Here is a 16,245-nt window from a genome sequence, read left to right as displayed (position 1 = left end):
GATTATAGTCACGTTTTTTTACCGACGAGTGTCCTACCCTAACCATCGACAGAATCAATAACTCAACTGGAGGGCGTTATGCCTGACAACAAAAAACAAGGGCGTTCGAACAAGACTATGACGTTCTTCGTCTGTTTCCTCGCCGCGCTGGCTGGCCTGCTGTTCGGCCTTGATATCGGTGTTATTGCGGGTGCCTTACCCTTTATTGCCAATGAGTTCCAGATTTCCGCCCACACCCAGGAGTGGGTGGTCAGCTCCATGATGTTCGGGGCTGCCGTCGGCGCGGTCGGCAGCGGCTGGCTCTCTTTCAAACTGGGCCGGAAAAAGAGCCTGATGATCGGCGCCATCCTCTTCGTCGCCGGTTCGCTGTTCTCTGCCGCCGCGCCAAACGTCGAGATCCTGCTGGTTTCCCGTGTGCTGCTCGGCCTGGCGGTGGGCGTCGCCTCATATACGGCTCCGCTGTATCTGTCGGAAATCGCCCCAGAAAAAATTCGCGGCAGTATGATTTCCATGTACCAGCTGATGATCACCATCGGGATCCTTGGCGCCTATCTCTCTGACACCGCTTTCAGCTACAGCGGCGCATGGCGCTGGATGCTCGGGGTTATCATCATTCCGGCGGTATTGCTGCTGATCGGTGTTATCTTCCTGCCGGACAGCCCGCGCTGGTTCGCCGCCAAACGTCGCTTTGTCGATGCGGAACGCGTGCTGCTGCGCCTGCGCGATACCAGCGCCGAAGCGAAACGCGAGCTCGATGAAATCCGTGAAAGCCTGAAGGTAAAACAGTCCGGCTGGTCGCTGTTTAAAGACAACAGCAACTTCCGCCGCGCGGTGTTCCTCGGCATCCTGCTGCAGGTGATGCAACAGTTCACCGGGATGAACGTCATCATGTACTACGCGCCGAAGATCTTTGAGCTGGCGGGTTATGCCAACACCACTGAGCAAATGTGGGGGACAGTGATCGTCGGTCTGACTAACGTGCTGGCCACCTTTATCGCCATCGGTCTGGTCGACCGCTGGGGCCGTAAACCGACGCTGATCCTTGGCTTTATCGTGATGGCCGCGGGTATGGGCGTCCTGGGTACCATGATGCACATCGGCATTCACTCCTCTACCGCCCAGTACATCGCCGTCCTGATGCTGCTGATGTTCATCGTCGGTTTCGCCATGAGCGCCGGCCCGCTGATTTGGGTACTGTGCTCCGAAATCCAGCCGCTGAAAGGCCGCGACTTCGGTATCACCTGCTCCACAGCGACCAACTGGATTGCCAACATGATTGTCGGCGCCACCTTCCTGACCATGCTCAACTCGCTGGGCAGCGCCAATACCTTCTGGGTGTACGGCGGTCTGAACGTGCTGTTTATCCTGCTGACGCTGTGGCTGATCCCGGAAACCAAAAACGTCTCGCTGGAACATATTGAACGTAACCTGATGCAGGGTCGTCCACTGCGCGAGATCGGTGCCCGCGATTAACCTTCCTGAGCTTCCTCCCATCCCGGGAGGAAGCTTCCTCTTGCTCTCCCCCCTCCGCCGCACTATCCTCTGGCGCTATGAAAACGCCCCGTATTCCCATCGCTATTCAGCAGGCCGTCATGCGCAGCCTGCGGGAGCATCTCGCCAATGCGAATCGCAAGCTGGAACGCCGCTATGCGGAACCGACGCTGGTCTACCAGCAGCGTGGTACTTCCGCCGGCACCGCCTGGCTGGAGAAAAACGAAATTCGTTTAAACCCGGTGCTGCTGCTGGAAAATCAGCGGGAGTTTATCGATGAAGTGGTGCCGCATGAGCTGGCGCACCTGCTGGTCTGGCAGCATTTCGGCCGCGTCGCGCCGCACGGGAAAGAGTGGAAATGGATGATGGAGAGCGTCCTTGGCGTTCCCGCGCGTCGCACCCACCGCTTTGAACTCGCTTCGGTCCGCCAGAACACCTTCCCCTATCGCTGTCGCTGTCAGCAGCACCAGCTCACCGTCCGTCGCCATAACCGGGTGGTTCGCGGCGAGGCCACCTACCGCTGCGTTCGCTGCGGCGATCTGCTGGTGGCTGAAAAATAACCATCGGAATTAATTAGAAACTTTCTGATCTGACTGATTGCATCCGGCACCCTCATTCGCTACGTTGCGGGCTCGTTTTGACACGGAGTTAACGATGTCCCGTATGCATGTTTTAGCCGTAGCGGTATTGAGCGCGGCAGTCAGTGGTCCGCTTGCGGCCGCTGGTATTAATAGTTTTTCCCAGGCCAAAGCCGCTGGCGTCAAAGTGAATGCCGACGTTCCGGGCGATTTTTATTGCGGCTGTAAAATCGACTGGCAGGGGAAAAAAGGCGTTATCGATTTGGAATCCTGCGGCTATAAAGTGCGTAAAAATGAGAACCGCGCCAGCCGGGTTGAATGGGAGCACGTAGTGCCGGCATGGCAGTTCGGCCATCAGCGTCAGTGCTGGCAGGAGGGTGGACGTAAAAACTGCGCCAAAGATCCGGAATACCGCAAGATGGAAAGCGATATGCACAACCTGCAGCCGGCGGTGGGAGAAGTGAATGGCGATCGCGGCAACTTTATGTACAGCCAGTGGAACGGCGGTGAAGGCCAGTACGGCCAGTGCACCATGAAGGTCGATTTTAAAGATAAAATTGCCGAGCCCCCTGCCCGCGCTCGCGGCGCCATCGCCCGCACCTACTTCTATATGCGCGACCGCTATCAGCTGAATCTTTCCCGCCAGCAAACTCAGCTGTTTACCGCCTGGAATAAACAGTACCCGGTCACCGCCTGGGAATGTGAACGTGATGAGCGCATCGCGAAAGTGCAGGGCAACCATAATCCGTATGTCCAGCAGGCTTGCCAGGCGCAAAAGAGCTAACCTACACTAGCGGCAATTGTTAATTTGCAGCCCTGTGCTTCCCGCCCGATGGCGGGAAGCTGGCATCTGCGCAACGAACGGAATATCAAGCATGCGCATTCCTCGCATCCATCATCCAGAACGCCTCATTGTCGGCAGCCAGATCGCGCTGAGCGATGACGCGGCCAACCACGTCGGCCGCGTCCTGCGCATGACCGCCGGTCAGCACCTACAGCTTTTTGACGGCAGTAACCAGGTGTTTGACGCGGTCATCACCGAGGCCGGTAAGAAAAACGTTACGGTTGAGGTGCTCAGTGGCGAACCTGACGATCGGGAATCGCCGCTGCATATCCATTTAGGCCAGGTGATGTCCCGCGGCGAAAAAATGGAATTCACCATCCAGAAATCGATCGAACTCGGGGTAAGCCTCATAACGCCACTGTTTTCCGAGCGCTGCGGCGTTAAACTGGATGCCGAACGTTTGCAGAAAAAGATCCAGCAGTGGCAGAAAATCGCTATTGCCGCCTGCGAACAGAGCGGTCGTAACGTGGTACCGGAAATACGTCCGGCGATGCAGCTGGAGGCGTGGTGCGCCGAGCAGGACAGCGGGCTGAAGCTCAACCTGCACCCGCGCGCCAGCGCCAGCATTAACACGCTGCCGCTGCCGGTTGAACGCGTCCGTCTGCTGATTGGCCCGGAAGGCGGGCTGTCGGCTGAAGAGATAGCGATGACCGCGCAATACCAGTTTACTGATATCCTGTTGGGACCGCGCGTTCTGCGTACAGAGACTACTGCGCTCACCGCCATCACCGCCCTACAGGTGCGTTTTGGCGACTTAGGTTGAGGCGTTAACGGAGAAGAACCATGATCAAGCTCGGCATCGTGATGGATCCCATCGCAACCATCAACATCAAGAAAGACACCAGCTTCGCTATGTTGCTGGAGGCGCAGCGTCGCGGCTATGAACTCCATTATATGGAGATGAACGACCTCTATTTGATCAACGGCGAAGCCCGCGCCCGGACGCGCACGCTGAGCGTCGAACAGAACTACGATAAATGGTATGACTTCACCGGCGAGCAGGATCTGCCGCTGGCGGACCTTGACGTCATCCTGATGCGTAAGGATCCGCCGTTTGATACCGAATTTATTTATGCCACCTACATCCTGGAGCGAGCGGAAGAGAAAGGCACGCTTATCGTCAACAAGCCGCAGAGTCTGCGCGACTGTAACGAGAAGCTGTTCACCGCCTGGTTCTCTGAACTGACTCCGGAAACGTTGGTCACCCGCAATAAAGCCCAGCTGAAAGCCTTCTGGGAAAAGCACGGCGATATCATCATGAAACCGCTCGACGGCATGGGCGGCGCCTCTATTTTCCGTGTTAAAGCCGGCGATCCAAACCTTGGGGTGATTGCCGAGACGCTGACCGAACTGGGCAGCCGCTACTGCATGGCGCAGAACTATCTGCCGGCCATTAAAGATGGCGACAAGCGCGTGTTGGTAGTGGATGGAGAGCCCGTGCCTTACTGCCTGGCGCGAATTCCGCAGGGTGGCGAGACCCGCGGCAATCTGGCCGCCGGCGGCCGCGGCGAAGCCCGCCCGTTGACCGAAAGCGACTGGGAAATCGCCCGCCGCGTCGGCCCGACGCTGAAGGCCAAAGGCCTTATCTTCGTCGGCCTGGATATCATCGGCGACCGTCTGACGGAAATTAACGTCACCAGCCCCACCTGCGTACGCGAAATCGAAGCCGCCTTCCCGGATATTTCGATCACCGGTATGCTGATGGACGCTATCGAAAGACGTATCGATAAATAAGCACGACGGCGGACCAACGTCCGCTTTTGGCGCAGCGAGCGCGGATTACCGCGCTCGTGAAACGTTGCCAGCCTGACGCCACTCGGGCGCCGGCCAGATAAAGTGCATCGACACCATTCTACTTTGCCCGCATACTGGGTGTTGCTTTTTTGAACCAGGAACGAACCTCTGACAATGAATTTACAGCATCACTTTCTGATTGCCATGCCCGCGCTTCAGGACCCCATTTTCCGCCGCTCCGTAGTCTATATCTGCGAGTACAACGACGAGGGTGCCATGGGCATTATTATCAATAAGCCGCTGGAAAATCTGCAGGTGGAAGGGATCCTTGAGAAGCTCAAAATTGTCCCGGAGCCGCGCAATCCAGAGATCCGTCTGGATAAACCAGTGATGCTGGGAGGCCCGCTGGCGGAAGACCGCGGCTTCATTTTGCATACCCCGCCCTCTGACTTTTCCTCGAGCATTCGCATCTCGGATAACACGGTGATTACCACCTCGCGGGATGTTCTTGAAACCTTAGGAACCGATCGGCAGCCGGGCAACGTGCTGGTTGCGTTGGGCTACTCTTCGTGGGAGAAAGGGCAGCTGGAGCAGGAGATTTTAGATAATGCCTGGCTCACCGCCCCGGCGGATCAGAATATTCTTTTCCGTACGCCGATCGCCGATCGCTGGCGCGAGGCGGCTAAACTGATTGGTATCGACATTGTGACGATGCCAGGCGTCGCGGGGCATGCGTGATGAGCGGAACCTTTCTCGGCTTTGACTTTGGCACCAAAAGCATCGGCGTGGCGGTGGGACAACGCATCACCGCGACCGCACGACCATTACCGGCGCTGAAGGCGCAGGATGGTAAACCGGACTGGAACGTCATCGAAAAACTGCTTAAAGAGTGGCAGCCTGAGGCGGTAATCGTCGGCCTGCCGCTCAATATGGACGGCACCGAGCAACCGCTGACGGCGCGCGCGCGTAATTTCGCCAATAAAATTCATGGCCGCTTTGGCGTCGCGATCCTTCTCCACGATGAACGGCTGAGTACGGTTGAGGCCCGCGCGGGCCTGTTTGAACACGGCGGCTACCGGGCGCTGAATAAAGGCAGCGTCGATTCAGCCTCTGCCGTAGTCATACTGGAAAGCTACTTCGAGCAGAGCTTTTAAACTCTGCCCTCCTGCGCCGCCGGCGGACCGCTGACGGCGCACGTTTACCCGCTTAGTGGCGCAGATGTTCGTTAGCCCAGCTCACCGCCTGGGTGCGATTTTTCACGCTCAGTTTACGAAACACATTGTACAGGTGCGTCCGCACCGTGTTCTCGCTGATAAACAGCGCGCGGGCGATATCCAGGTTCGTCGCGCCGCAGCGCAGTTCGTTGAGGATCTCGCATTCCCGCTCGGTCAGCGGCGAGTTCTCTACTGGAGTCGATGCATGGTCCGCAGCGTACATCGCCGGGTGCATCACGCTCAATTCAGCCGTCTGCTCGCCGTTCAGCACGGCCTTAACGCCCTCAATTAAGCGCGATTCATCATCGTCATGACGGAACACGCCATATAAAGCCGGCCACTGCGCCATTTCGTATAGCTCATACTTTTGTGCGCTATTAATAATCAACAAACGAGGATTATCTGCCTGCAGGCGAATAATATCCCGCCACACCCCGTTTAATTTCTTATTTGACACTGCAATATCAAATAATATTACAGAATCTTTTGCCAAACGCTGCGCCAGCGGTTTATTAATATTTTGTAAAACCACCGGTGCCATCAGGGTTTCGCTCAGATAGCTGGCAAAGGCTTTGCTTTGAATAGACGGGTGGGTAATAAAGGTTACCTGACGAGAAGATGATGAATTTCCATTTAAATTAATCACTTAAAACTCTCCTTAGCTGTTACCCACCGCCATGGTGGTTAAATGAATAAAAAAAGATACAAACAGTCGTGAATTTATAAATCACCAAGGTAATTTACAAACTGAAACGTTATTCCATGAGAATCATCCTATTCCCACAAACAGCATAAATCGAATGACTCAAAGCTGTCAAAAGATAATCAAACTTTTTTCCTGGAAATGCGTATTCACTGTCGACATATCTAATCTGAATGTGTTATTTGAATTTATAATCAAAAGTTATTTGTATTACCAAATAATATTAATAAACAACAAATAAACATTCATCTAACATATCATTTAACCTGTCATATCAATCTCTTTCTCATCTTATAGCGCGCCTGCAGCGACACGTTGCTGAAAACTCTGGGTAAAGGTCAACATTCCGGCCTGCATCCCGGTCTGCATCACACCAGGCAATTGATGTACTTTTCCTTCACGGATCAAATTCGCCACCGCTGGCGTGTTGACCAGAAGCTCGTATAGCGCAACTCTCCCGCCCTGACGTGCAGGTAACAATTTTTGCGCCAGCACCGCGCACAGGCTTCCGGCAAGCTGGCTACGAACCTGATCTTTCTCCTCCGCCGGAAAGACATCGATCAATCTCTCCACCGCCGGCGCCGCGCCGCGGGTATGTAATGTCGCCATTACCAGGTGCCCGGTCTCCGCCGCGGTTAACGCCAGGCGAATGGTTTCGCTGTCGCGTAGCTCCCCGAGCAGGATCACATCCGGATCCTGGCGCAGCGCCACGCGGAGCGCCGCGGCGAACGAAGGACAGTGACGGCCAACTTCCCGCTGCTGGATCAGACAGCGCTCGCTGTGATGAATAAATTCCACCGGATCTTCAAGCGTCAGAATATGGCCATCAAGATGCTGATTGAGGTGCCCCACCATTGCCGCCAGGGTGGTCGACTTGCCGCTGCCCGTCGCTCCGGTGACCAACAGCAAACCACTCTCTTCCGCCAGCAGTTCGCTCAGCGCAGGCGGGGCGCCGAGCATATCCAGACGCGGGCACTGTTCAGGAAGGAGGCGCAGCACCAGCGATATCCCACGCGTATGGGCGAAGGCGCTGGCGCGCAGCCGCGCACCGCAGGCCAGGTTCAGCGCAAAGTCAATCTGGCCGTGTTCCTGCCAGTGCAGTAACTGTGCGGCATCGAGCCAGTCGTTGAGTAAATTCGCAATATCCGGCGCGGGAAAGGGCGCGGGCTCCAGCCTGCCCTGCCGCCGCCAGCGCGGTGCGGCGGAATTGCACAGGTGTAGATCGGAGACATTATGCTTTACACTAAGGGCTACGATTTCTTCCAGCTTCATAACTCATCCTCGGAATATGAACGATATTGCGCATAACCTGGCACAGGTCCGGGACAAAATCTCCGGTGCTGCCGCCCGATGCGGGCGTGCGCCAGAAGAAGTGACATTGCTTGCAGTGAGTAAAACGAAACCTGCGAGCGCGATCGAAGAAGCCATTGCGGCAGGCCAGCGGGCATTTGGTGAAAACTACGTCCAGGAGGGCGTGGAGAAGATTAACCATTTCCAGCAGGCTGGCGTCAGCGGGCTGCAGTGGCACTTTATTGGCCCCCTGCAGTCCAACAAAAGCCGGTTGGTGGCAGAGCATTTTGACTGGTGCCACACCGTCGATCGGCTGAAAATCGCCACCCGCCTGAACGAGCAGCGCCCGGCGCATTTATCGCCGCTGAAGGTGCTGATTCAAATTAACATCAGCGATGAGCAGAGCAAATCCGGCATCCCGCTGGAAGCGCTCGACGGCTTAGCGGCGGAGATCGCTGAGTTACCTCATCTGGAACTGCGCGGCCTGATGGCCATCCCCGCGCCTGAGTCAGAATATGTAAGGCAGTTTGCCGTCGCCCGGCAAATGGCGGTAGCATTTGCGCGATTAAAAACGCGGTACCCCACGGTCGATACGTTGTCTCTGGGAATGTCGGACGATATGGAAGCCGCAATCGCGGCGGGAAGCACGATGGTGCGCATCGGTACTGCCATTTTTGGTGCGCGCGACTACAGCAAATAATAAGGAATCTGAGGAACGCCATGAAGACGTTGACTTTCCTGCTTTCAACGGTCATTGAGCTTTACACGATGGTCGTGTTGTTACGCGTCTGGATGCAGTGGGCGCGCTGCGACTTTTACAACCCGTTTTCGCAGTTTGTGGTGAAAGCCACGCAGCCGATTGTCGGACCGCTGCGCCGGATTATCCCGGCAATGGGGCCGATTGACAGCGCCTCGCTGCTGGTGGCATTTATTCTCTGCGTCATCAAAGCGATCGTGCTGTTTATGGTGATCACCTTCCAGCCGATCATCTGGATCTCCGCTCTGCTTATTCTGCTGAAAACCATCGGCTCGTTGATCTTCTGGGTACTGCTGTTGATGGCGATCATGAGCTGGGTCAGCCAGGGCCGTAGCCCGGTGGAGTATGTGCTGATGCAGCTGGCGGACCCGCTGCTGCGCCCTATCCGCAACCTGCTGCCGTCGATGGGCGGTATCGATTTCTCGCCGATGGTGCTGGTATTGCTGTTGTACGTAATCAATATGGGCATCGCCGAAGTGCTGCAGGCCACCGGTAATGTACTGCTGCCGGGGCTGTGGATGGCGCTATGAGTGCCGTTGAAACCTGCGCTGACGGGCTGGTGCTGAGGCTGTACATTCAGCCTAAGGCCAGCCGCGATAGCATCGTGGGCGTACATGGCGACGAGCTTAAAGTCGCCATTACCGCCCCGCCCGTTGATGGCCAGGCCAATGCCCACCTGGTGAAATTTCTCGCCAAACAGTTCCGCGTCGCCAAAAGCCAGGTACTGATTGAAAAAGGCGAGCTGGGCCGCCATAAGCAAGTTAAAATCATCGCCCCACAACAGATCCCGACTGCGGTCGCGGCGCTAACTGAATAAACAGGATTCATCATGCAAAAAGTCGTCCTCGCTACCGGCAACGCCGGCAAAGTGCGCGAACTGGCCTCGCTGCTGGAAGATTTTGGTCTCGATATCGTCGCTCAGACCGAGCTGGGCGTGGACTCTGCGGAAGAGACCGGCCTGACCTTCATTGAAAACGCGATTCTGAAAGCGCGCCACGCGGCGCAGATCACCGGCCTGCCGGCCATCGCCGACGATTCCGGTCTGGCCGTCGATGCTCTTGGCGGCGCGCCGGGTATTTACTCCGCACGCTATTCCGGCGTCGATGCCAGCGACCAGCAGAATCTTGAGAAGCTGCTCGACGCGTTAAAAGACGTGCCGGACGACCAGCGTCAGGCGCAGTTCCACTGTGTGCTGGTCTATCTGCGCCATGCCGAAGATCCCACGCCGCTGGTGTGCCACGGCAGCTGGCCTGGGGTAATCACCCGACAAGCCGCCGGTCATGGCGGCTTCGGTTACGACCCGATCTTCTTCGTCCCGTCAGAAGGTAAAACCGCGGCCGAACTGAGCCGTGAAGAAAAGAGCGCCATTTCCCATCGCGGGCAGGCGCTGAAACTGTTACTGGAAGCATTACGTAATGGCTAATTTGCCGCCGCTGAGTCTCTATATCCATATTCCCTGGTGCGTGCAGAAATGCCCGTACTGTGATTTTAATTCGCATGCGCTGAAAGGCGAGGTGCCGCATGATGACTACGTCCAGCATCTGCTGAACGATCTGCAGGCTGATGCGCACTATGCCCAGGGACGGGAAATAGGCACTATTTTTATCGGCGGCGGTACGCCGAGCCTGCTGTCCGGCCCGGCCATACAAACCCTGCTCGATGGCGTCCGCGCCTGCCTGCCGCTGGCCGCCGGGGCGGAAATCACCATGGAAGCCAACCCGGGTACCGTGGAGGCAGATCGCTTCGTTGATTATCAGCGCGCCGGGGTGAACCGCATCTCCATCGGCGTACAAAGCTTTAGCGAACCGAAGCTGCAGCGCCTGGGGCGGATCCACGGCCCGGAGGAGGCCAAGCGCGCAGCACGTCTCGCCAGCGGCCTCGGCTTGCGCAGCTTCAACCTCGACCTGATGCACGGTCTGCCGAACCAGTCGCTGGAGGAGGCGCTGGACGATCTGCGTCAGGCGATTGCCCTCAACCCGCCGCATCTGTCGTGGTACCAGCTGACCATTGAGCCGAACACCTTGTTCGGCTCCCGGCCGCCGGTGCTGCCGGATGACGACGCGCTATGGGATATTTTCGAGCAGGGGCATCAGCTGCTGAGCGCCGCCGGCTATCAGCAGTACGAGACGTCTGCCTATGCTAAGCCAGGCTTCCAGTGTCAGCATAATCTCAACTACTGGCGCTTTGGCGACTACCTCGGCATCGGCTGCGGCGCGCACGGCAAGATCACCTTCCCTGACGGACGCATTCTGCGGACCGCCAAAACCCGCCACCCGCGCGGGTATATGGAAGGCCGTTACCTTGAGCGTCAGCATGATGTGGAAGAAGCGGATAAACCGTTTGAGTTCTTTATGAACCGTTTTCGCCTGCTGGAGGCCGCGCCGCGCGCTGAATTTAGCCGCTATACCGGACTTGAGGAAGCAGCGATCCGCCCGCAGCTGGACGCGGCGATAGCCCAGGGCTACCTGCAGGAAGACGAGCAGAACTGGCAGATTACCGAGCACGGTAAGCTGTTCCTGAATTCCCTGCTCGAACTCTTCCTTAACGAATAAATATCACCCTTGTCCTTCCCTTTATCGTTTTAACGGGAAGGACAATAGTTCGAATTTATCGACATATCAACCTCACCATTCCCGATTCATTCTTTTAAAATATTCCATCCTCTAATTAATTCTCTTTTATTTATAGAAACAAAATATAATTAAACCCATAAAATCCATTATTTCAGTACCTCATTGAGAAAAAGTGTGAGTCAGGCAGCTTAAAGATGTACGACAACAAGGATAATATGTCATACAGAAACAAAACATGACGCTTAAGATATTGACCAATTACCACAAGTGCATGGAGCCAACTCATGAAAAAATACGCTTTTTCTCGTTCTCTAATAGCAATATCTTTGCTTGCTCTATTCTCTTCAGGAGCCAGCGCAGCTGAAAAAATCACGTTAAAACTGGCACATAACCTTGAACGCAGTCACGTGGTGCATCAGGCGTTTGAAGAGATGGCCAAAGAGGTAAACCAACTTTCTGACGGTAATATGAAGATTCGTATTTACCCCAGTAGCCAGATGGGCAGCGCACGCGAAACGATGGAGTTATTACAAAATGGCGCGCTGGATTTGACCAAAGGTTCCGCCAGCGATCTGGAGTCATTTGATAATATCTACGCGATATATAATTTACCGTTCCTGTTTAACGATCAAAATCATTTCAATAAGGTGGTATTCGGGAAAGTGGGCAAGGAAATAATGGATTCGACGAAAGAGAAAGGATTCTTTGCCCTTTCCGCTTATGTCGCCGGAACCCGAAGTTTTTATGCCAAAAAGCCCATCACCAAACCGGAGGATTTAAAAGGACTGAAGATCCGCGTGCAGGCCAGCCCGACAACCTTAAAAATGATTGAATTAATGGGGGGCTCCCCGACGCCAATCTCCTTTGGTGAAGTTTACACCGCCATGCAGCAAGGGGTGGTGGACGGTGCGGAAAATAACGTTCCCTCCTGGGTGCAGACTCGCCATATCGAAATCGCGAAAGTGTTCTCTGAAGATGAGCATGCCTCCATTCCTGACTTCCTCGTGATCTCCAGCAAAACCTGGGACAAACTGACGCCGGGGCAGCAGCAAATTCTGGTCAAAGCGGCCAAAGCCTCAGAGGTATATCAGCAACAGCTGTGGCAGAAGATCGACGCCGATACCCGCGCGCAGGCCAAAGCCCTGGGGGGCGAAATTATCAAAGTGGATAAAGCACCGTTCCGTGCCGCCGTGCAGCCGCTATTTGATGACTTTAAGAAAGATCCAAAACAGGCCGCCCTGCTGGCCAAATTTGACGCTGCCGCTGAATAACCTTTAACGGGCCAGCCGCTGGCCCGCTTTCACCAGGAAATCAATGATGATACTTAACCGCATAAAGCTGGCGGTGGACCGCACCATCGCCGCATTCTCTGTCGTCGTAATGATTGCGCTGGTTGTCTGCGTCGTCTGGCAGGTGTTCAGCCGCTACGTGCTCAACCAGCCTAGCACCCTGACCGATGAACTGGCGCGTTTCTTAATGATCTGGGTCGGGCTACTGGGTGCGGCCTATACCGTCGGCGCCCAGCGTCATCTGGCGATCGATTTACTTACGCTGATGCTCTCTTCCCGCAAGCAGGCACTGCTCAGCGTCATTATCAATCTGCTTATCTTTCTGTTTGCTGGCTCAGTGATTGTTACCGGCGGCGTAAAACTGATTGAAAAAACGCTGTCGACCGCCCAGGTCTCAGCCGCAATGCAGATCCCGATGGGCTATGTGTATCTGATCCTGCCGCTCACCGGCATCATGATGATGTTTTACGCGTTGTGTTTTATCAGCAACGGACTAAAAAACATGAAACATTCAGAAGCAGGAGCAAATTAATGGATAGCTATATTGCACTGACGCTGTTTGGCTCGTTCTTTATTCTGGTCTTTATTGGCGTACCTATCTCTTTTTCCATCGGTCTTGCTACCGTCGGCTCAATGCTGCTGATGTTTCCCTGGGATATCGCGGTGATTACCGTTGCTCAGCGCCTGGCGAACGGACTCGATAACTTCGCGCTGCTGGCTATCCCCTTCTTTATCTTTGCCGGTACCCTGATGAACAGCGGGGGAATTGCTATACGCCTCATCAATCTGGCGCAGGTGATGGTTGGGCGGGTACCCGGATCGTTGGGACACGTCAACGTGCTGGCCAATATGATGTTCGGCTCGATCTCCGGTTCGGCAGTCGCTGCCGCCGCTGCGGTAGGGGGGACGCTCAATCCCATTCAGACGCAGAAAGGCTACGATCCGGCATTCTCCACGGCGGTAAACGTTTCATCCTGCATCACGGGCCTGCTCATTCCGCCATCAAACGTGCTGATCGTCTTTTCTCTGACGGCCGGCGGCGTCTCGGTCGCCTCGCTGTTTATGGCCGGTTATTTGCCGGGCATTCTGATGGGTCTGTCCATCATGCTGGTCTGCGCTGGTATCGCTAAACACCGCGGATATCCGGTTTCCGACCGCCCGACCTGCGCCCAGGCGGCAAAGGCTTTTTTCGACGCCCTGCCCAGCCTGCTGCTGGTCATTATTGTCATGGGCGGGATCCTCGGCGGTATTTTCACCGCCACTGAAGCTTCCGCCATCGCCGTGGTCTACACCTTTATCCTCTCAGTGCTGATTTATCGGGAAGTCAAATGGCGCGACCTGCCAAAGCTGCTCCTTGAATCGGTGGTGATGACGTCTATCGTCCTTCTGCTGATCGGTTTTTCCGTCGGCATGTCGTGGGCAATGACCAATGCCGATATTCCCTACATGATAAGCGATGCGCTCATGGGGTTTTCTGAAAATCCGCTGGTGATCCTGCTGCTGATTAACATCGTGCTGTTAATCGTCGGTATCTTTATGGATATGACCCCAGCAGTACTGATTTTTACGCCAATATTTCTCCCCATCGCTGAGGATTTAGGCATGAACCCGGTCCATTTTGGCATCATGATGGTCGCCAATCTGTGCATCGGCCTGCTGACCCCGCCGGTAGGCAGCGCGCTGTTTGTCGGCTGCTCCATTTCAGGGGTTAAAATTCAGCAGCTCATCAAACCGCTGCTGCCGTTCTACGCCGCCCTGCTGATCGCGCTGATGATGATTGTTTATATCCCGCAGATCTCACTGTTTATTCCACAGCTGCTGGGGCTGATGTGATCGACTGAGCCTAACCGCTACCTGCAGGCGCAGGTAGCGAAATCAACTTACTTTAACGAGCCAACCAGCGCTTTGCGGCTGTCCTCCAGCGATACCACCCGGCTGCAGACGTCCTTACCAAACTGCTGGAAATCGGCCTCCTGGTTTTTCCATTCCTCCTGAATCGCCGTTTGCAGGCCGCCGAGGCTGCCGAGAATGCCCTGTAGCGGATTACCGCCGCCTTTGAGCACCGCTTTGGCGCCCATCTCGTTAATGCTGTCCTGCAGAATGCCGCCCATCGCCTGATTCACCAGCTGCTGGCCATCGGCGCGTACCTGGTCGATAGCTTTATAGTGGAAGGTCAGGCCATCGCTGCGACGTTCGATAATGCGGTTCATCTGTTCTTTCAGCTGCGCGTCCAGTTTGGTCAGGCGACCGTGCATGCTGCTGTTGGCGCCAACCTGTTCGGTAATGATTTTATCCAGCGCCTTGCGGCTTTTTTCGACTCGCGAACGCGCGCCTTCGTCAATCCACGGCAGGCTGCTGCGCAGGCTGGCCTGATAATCCTGCGCCTGTTCGCGCTGGGCGGCGCTGAGCGCATAGGCCTTGCCGTTAAAGGTCAGATTGCCGTCCGGCTTTATCACCAGATCGCCGTTTTCCCCTTTCACCTGCACCTGCTGCGGGCTGAGGATCACATCGTCACGCGGCGTGACGCTACACTGGTAGTCCGCATGGGCAGACAAAGCGGTGACGGAGAGCGCCACCGCCAGCAGCGTTTTACGCATCATAAAACTCCCTTAAGACAAAACGGGCCGGCAATTGCCGACCCTTGTCAAACTTAGTCCCACCAGACGTCAAAAAGTTCGCTGGTGCGCACATCCTCTAACTTACGCGCTTCCAGCCATTTGCGTACGATAGCCTGATGCTCTTCAGTGCACTTACCAATCTCCTGCATGCAGATGAGCCCTTCCCAGGAGAGATAACCGCTGCCGTCGAAGGCCAGCTTGTTCGGCTCTATCACCTCTTCGATCAGATCGTTGACCGTCTGGTCGATCTGCTCTTCGCTGGTCCCTTCCGGGAAACGCCAGGCGACGGAGAAGCCTAACTCCTGAAACTCATCGATATGCATTTTTTTACGCAGACGACGGCTACGATTCTTGGCCATTATTTCACCCTCTCGAACATTAAGTCCCATACGCCGTGGCCGAGACGATGGCCACGCTGTTCAAATTTGGTTACCGGGCGCGATTCCGGGCGCGGTACGTAATCGTTGCTTGCCGACTGGTTACGATAGCCTTCCAGCGAGGACATGACTTCCAGCATATGCACGGCATAAGCTTCCCAGTCGGTCGCCATATGGAAGACGCCGCCGAGCTTCAGCTTGCTTTTCACCAGCTCAGCGAAAGGCGGCTGCACGATACGACGTTTATTATGACGCGCTTTATGCCACGGATCAGGGAAAAACAGTTGCACCATATTCAGCGAGTTATCCGGGATCATGGTATGTAGCACTTCCACTGCATCGTGACACATTACGCGCAGGTTTTGTACGCCTTCTTCTTCCGCAGAAGCCAGACAAGCGCCAACGCCCGGGGAGTGTACTTCAATGCCGAGGAAATTCTGTTCCGGTTTGGCTTTCGCCATCGCCACCAGCGAGGCGCCCATCCCGAAGCCAATTTCTAAGGTGACCGGCGCGTCACGGCCAAACAGGGCGGCGAAATCGAGCGGCGCATCGTTGAATTCAACGCCCATCACCGGCCAAATGTTATCCAGCGCATGCTGCTGCCCTTTCGTCAGGCGGCCCTGGCGACGGACGAAGCTACGAATCCGGCGCAGCGGGCGACCGTTTTCATCGAATTCCGGAGAGATGACGTCGTTTTTCATATAAGTTTGGTCTGCTTGTGAATGTGTTCGGAAAACGGGCATTATCCAAAGTTACCCGGCGGATGCAAGGGTTTAC

20 protein-coding genes are annotated in these 16,245 nt (G+C 55.6%); 15 read left to right on the top strand and 5 right to left on the bottom strand.

Translation table 11 applies throughout. The features are described from left to right. The first annotated feature begins 78 nt into the window (after positions 1-78). The 7 genes from ACR809_RS03770 (at position 79) to ruvX (ending at position 5,801) form a co-directional block, all read left to right on the top strand. Positions 79-1,473 (top strand): sugar porter family MFS transporter, encoded by a 1,395-nt coding sequence (locus ACR809_RS03770; RefSeq protein ID WP_002916587.1) that lies wholly within the window; start codon positions 79-81, stop codon positions 1,471-1,473. Between the two features lie 77 nt (positions 1,474-1,550). Continuing rightward, entirely contained in the window at positions 1,551-2,051 is a 501-nt protein-coding gene (locus ACR809_RS03765; RefSeq protein WP_002916588.1) for a SprT family zinc-dependent metalloprotease, read from the top strand. A 94-nt stretch (positions 2,052-2,145) separates the two neighbouring features. Next, positions 2,146-2,853: a deoxyribonuclease I gene (gene endA, locus ACR809_RS03760; RefSeq protein ID WP_002916589.1), complete on the top strand. Its 708-nt coding sequence runs from the start codon at positions 2,146-2,148 to the stop codon at positions 2,851-2,853. 91 nt (positions 2,854-2,944) lie between these two features. Continuing rightward, positions 2,945-3,676 carry a 16S rRNA (uracil(1498)-N(3))-methyltransferase gene (rsmE, locus tag ACR809_RS03755; RefSeq protein ID WP_002916597.1) on the top strand — a complete coding sequence of 244 codons (732 nt, stop codon included), beginning with the start codon at positions 2,945-2,947 and terminating at the stop codon, positions 3,674-3,676. Positions 3,677-3,696: 20 nt separating this feature from the next. Next, positions 3,697-4,647, top strand: a complete 951-nt coding sequence (gene gshB / locus ACR809_RS03750; RefSeq protein WP_002916600.1) for a glutathione synthase — start codon at positions 3,697-3,699, stop codon at positions 4,645-4,647. A gap of 174 nt (positions 4,648-4,821) precedes the next feature. Next, positions 4,822-5,385, top strand: a complete 564-nt coding sequence (locus tag ACR809_RS03745; RefSeq protein ID WP_002916603.1) for a YqgE/AlgH family protein — start codon at positions 4,822-4,824, stop codon at positions 5,383-5,385. Further along, complete coding sequence (gene ruvX, locus ACR809_RS03740; RefSeq protein ID WP_002916605.1) at positions 5,385-5,801, top strand: Holliday junction resolvase RuvX; 417 nt, start codon at positions 5,385-5,387, stop codon at positions 5,799-5,801. Before ACR809_RS03745 ends, ruvX begins: the two co-directional genes overlap by 1 nt. Positions 5,802-5,853: 52 nt before the next feature. Here ruvX and ACR809_RS03735 read toward each other — a convergent pair whose 3' ends face one another. Both ACR809_RS03735 and ACR809_RS03730 read right to left on the bottom strand, forming a co-directional pair. After that, entirely contained in the window at positions 5,854-6,507 is a 654-nt protein-coding gene (locus ACR809_RS03735; protein WP_002916607.1) for a LuxR family transcriptional regulator, read from the bottom strand. A 348-nt stretch (positions 6,508-6,855) separates the two neighbouring features. Then, complete coding sequence (locus tag ACR809_RS03730; protein ID WP_004149811.1) at positions 6,856-7,836, bottom strand: type IV pilus twitching motility protein PilT; 981 nt, start codon at positions 7,834-7,836, stop codon at positions 6,856-6,858. Between the two features lie 16 nt (positions 7,837-7,852). Here ACR809_RS03730 and ACR809_RS03725 point away from each other — a divergent pair, with 16 nt between their 5' ends. The 8 genes from ACR809_RS03725 (at position 7,853) to ACR809_RS03690 (ending at position 14,306) form a co-directional block, all read left to right on the top strand. Next, a complete protein-coding gene (locus ACR809_RS03725) occupies positions 7,853-8,554 on the top strand; it encodes a YggS family pyridoxal phosphate-dependent enzyme (protein WP_023285548.1) in 702 nt (233 codons plus the stop codon). Between the two features lie 20 nt (positions 8,555-8,574). Next, complete coding sequence (locus tag ACR809_RS03720; RefSeq protein ID WP_002916613.1) at positions 8,575-9,141, top strand: YggT family protein; 567 nt, start codon at positions 8,575-8,577, stop codon at positions 9,139-9,141. Further along, positions 9,138-9,428 (top strand): DUF167 family protein YggU, encoded by a 291-nt coding sequence (gene yggU / locus ACR809_RS03715; RefSeq protein WP_002916614.1) that lies wholly within the window; start codon positions 9,138-9,140, stop codon positions 9,426-9,428. The genes ACR809_RS03720 and yggU overlap by 4 nt, the downstream gene beginning before the upstream one ends. A 12-nt stretch (positions 9,429-9,440) precedes the next feature. Beyond that, on the top strand, positions 9,441-10,034 hold the full coding sequence (locus tag ACR809_RS03710) for an XTP/dITP diphosphatase (RefSeq protein ID WP_002916615.1): 594 nt from the start codon (positions 9,441-9,443) through the stop codon (positions 10,032-10,034). Then, positions 10,027-11,163 (top strand): radical SAM family heme chaperone HemW, encoded by a 1,137-nt coding sequence (hemW, locus tag ACR809_RS03705; RefSeq protein WP_122051057.1) that lies wholly within the window; start codon positions 10,027-10,029, stop codon positions 11,161-11,163. Before ACR809_RS03710 ends, hemW begins: the two co-directional genes overlap by 8 nt. A 305-nt stretch (positions 11,164-11,468) precedes the next feature. After that, positions 11,469-12,455, top strand: coding sequence for a TRAP transporter substrate-binding protein (locus ACR809_RS03700; RefSeq protein ID WP_023285550.1), 987 nt, complete (start codon positions 11,469-11,471; stop codon positions 12,453-12,455). A gap of 46 nt (positions 12,456-12,501) precedes the next feature. Then, complete coding sequence (locus ACR809_RS03695) at positions 12,502-13,005, top strand: TRAP transporter small permease (RefSeq protein ID WP_025861936.1); 504 nt, start codon at positions 12,502-12,504, stop codon at positions 13,003-13,005. Then, positions 13,005-14,306 (top strand): TRAP transporter large permease, encoded by a 1,302-nt coding sequence (locus ACR809_RS03690; RefSeq protein WP_023285551.1) that lies wholly within the window; start codon positions 13,005-13,007, stop codon positions 14,304-14,306. The genes ACR809_RS03695 and ACR809_RS03690 overlap by 1 nt, the downstream gene beginning before the upstream one ends. A 47-nt stretch (positions 14,307-14,353) precedes the next feature. On the opposite strand, the gene ACR809_RS03685 is transcribed toward ACR809_RS03690, so the two are convergent. From ACR809_RS03685 to trmB, 3 genes are read right to left on the bottom strand one after another with little or no spacing between them, the layout of a single operon-like run. Then, a complete protein-coding gene (locus ACR809_RS03685) occupies positions 14,354-15,073 on the bottom strand; it encodes a DUF2884 domain-containing protein (RefSeq protein WP_002916619.1) in 720 nt (239 codons plus the stop codon). A 50-nt stretch (positions 15,074-15,123) separates the two neighbouring features. Beyond that, a complete protein-coding gene (locus ACR809_RS03680) occupies positions 15,124-15,450 on the bottom strand; it encodes a YggL family protein (RefSeq protein ID WP_002916620.1) in 327 nt (108 codons plus the stop codon). Further along, a complete protein-coding gene (trmB, locus tag ACR809_RS03675) occupies positions 15,450-16,169 on the bottom strand; it encodes a tRNA (guanosine(46)-N7)-methyltransferase TrmB (protein WP_002916627.1) in 720 nt (239 codons plus the stop codon). Before trmB ends, ACR809_RS03680 begins: the two co-directional genes overlap by 1 nt. Between the last annotated feature and the right edge of the window lie 76 nt (positions 16,170-16,245).

It is taken from the genome of Klebsiella sp. CD33, assembly GCF_051992865.1.
GTDB lineage: Bacteria > Pseudomonadota > Gammaproteobacteria > Enterobacterales > Enterobacteriaceae > Klebsiella > Klebsiella pneumoniae.
The sequence above is the reverse complement of the archived record's forward strand: the minus strand, read 5'-3'. Positions and strand labels throughout refer to the sequence as shown.

Bases quoted from the DNA above. Each gene is read 5' to 3' on its own strand.
- ACR809_RS03695 (WP_025861936.1), top strand. From the start codon at position 12,502: ATGATACTTAACCGCATAAAGCTGGCGGTGGACCGCACCATCGCCGCA.
- ACR809_RS03770 (WP_002916587.1), top strand. From the start codon at position 79: ATGCCTGACAACAAAAAACAAGGGCGTTCGAACAAGACTATGACGTTC.
- rsmE (WP_002916597.1), top strand. From the start codon at position 2,945: ATGCGCATTCCTCGCATCCATCATCCAGAACGCCTCATTGTCGGCAGC.
- endA (WP_002916589.1), top strand. From the start codon at position 2,146: ATGTCCCGTATGCATGTTTTAGCCGTAGCGGTATTGAGCGCGGCAGTC.
- ACR809_RS03745 (WP_002916603.1), top strand. From the start codon at position 4,822: ATGAATTTACAGCATCACTTTCTGATTGCCATGCCCGCGCTTCAGGAC.
- ACR809_RS03685 (WP_002916619.1), bottom strand. From the start codon at position 15,073: ATGATGCGTAAAACGCTGCTGGCGGTGGCGCTCTCCGTCACCGCTTTG.
- ruvX (WP_002916605.1), top strand. From the start codon at position 5,385: ATGAGCGGAACCTTTCTCGGCTTTGACTTTGGCACCAAAAGCATCGGC.
- ACR809_RS03700 (WP_023285550.1), top strand. From the start codon at position 11,469: ATGAAAAAATACGCTTTTTCTCGTTCTCTAATAGCAATATCTTTGCTT.
- ACR809_RS03690 (WP_023285551.1), top strand. From the start codon at position 13,005: ATGGATAGCTATATTGCACTGACGCTGTTTGGCTCGTTCTTTATTCTG.
- ACR809_RS03720 (WP_002916613.1), top strand. From the start codon at position 8,575: ATGAAGACGTTGACTTTCCTGCTTTCAACGGTCATTGAGCTTTACACG.
- yggU (WP_002916614.1), top strand. From the start codon at position 9,138: ATGAGTGCCGTTGAAACCTGCGCTGACGGGCTGGTGCTGAGGCTGTAC.
- ACR809_RS03725 (WP_023285548.1), top strand. From the start codon at position 7,853: ATGAACGATATTGCGCATAACCTGGCACAGGTCCGGGACAAAATCTCC.
- gshB (WP_002916600.1), top strand. From the start codon at position 3,697: ATGATCAAGCTCGGCATCGTGATGGATCCCATCGCAACCATCAACATC.
- ACR809_RS03680 (WP_002916620.1), bottom strand. From the start codon at position 15,450: ATGGCCAAGAATCGTAGCCGTCGTCTGCGTAAAAAAATGCATATCGAT.
- ACR809_RS03730 (WP_004149811.1), bottom strand. From the start codon at position 7,836: ATGAAGCTGGAAGAAATCGTAGCCCTTAGTGTAAAGCATAATGTCTCC.
- trmB (WP_002916627.1), bottom strand. From the start codon at position 16,169: ATGAAAAACGACGTCATCTCTCCGGAATTCGATGAAAACGGTCGCCCG.
- ACR809_RS03710 (WP_002916615.1), top strand. From the start codon at position 9,441: ATGCAAAAAGTCGTCCTCGCTACCGGCAACGCCGGCAAAGTGCGCGAA.
- ACR809_RS03765 (WP_002916588.1), top strand. From the start codon at position 1,551: ATGAAAACGCCCCGTATTCCCATCGCTATTCAGCAGGCCGTCATGCGC.
- hemW (WP_122051057.1), top strand. From the start codon at position 10,027: ATGGCTAATTTGCCGCCGCTGAGTCTCTATATCCATATTCCCTGGTGC.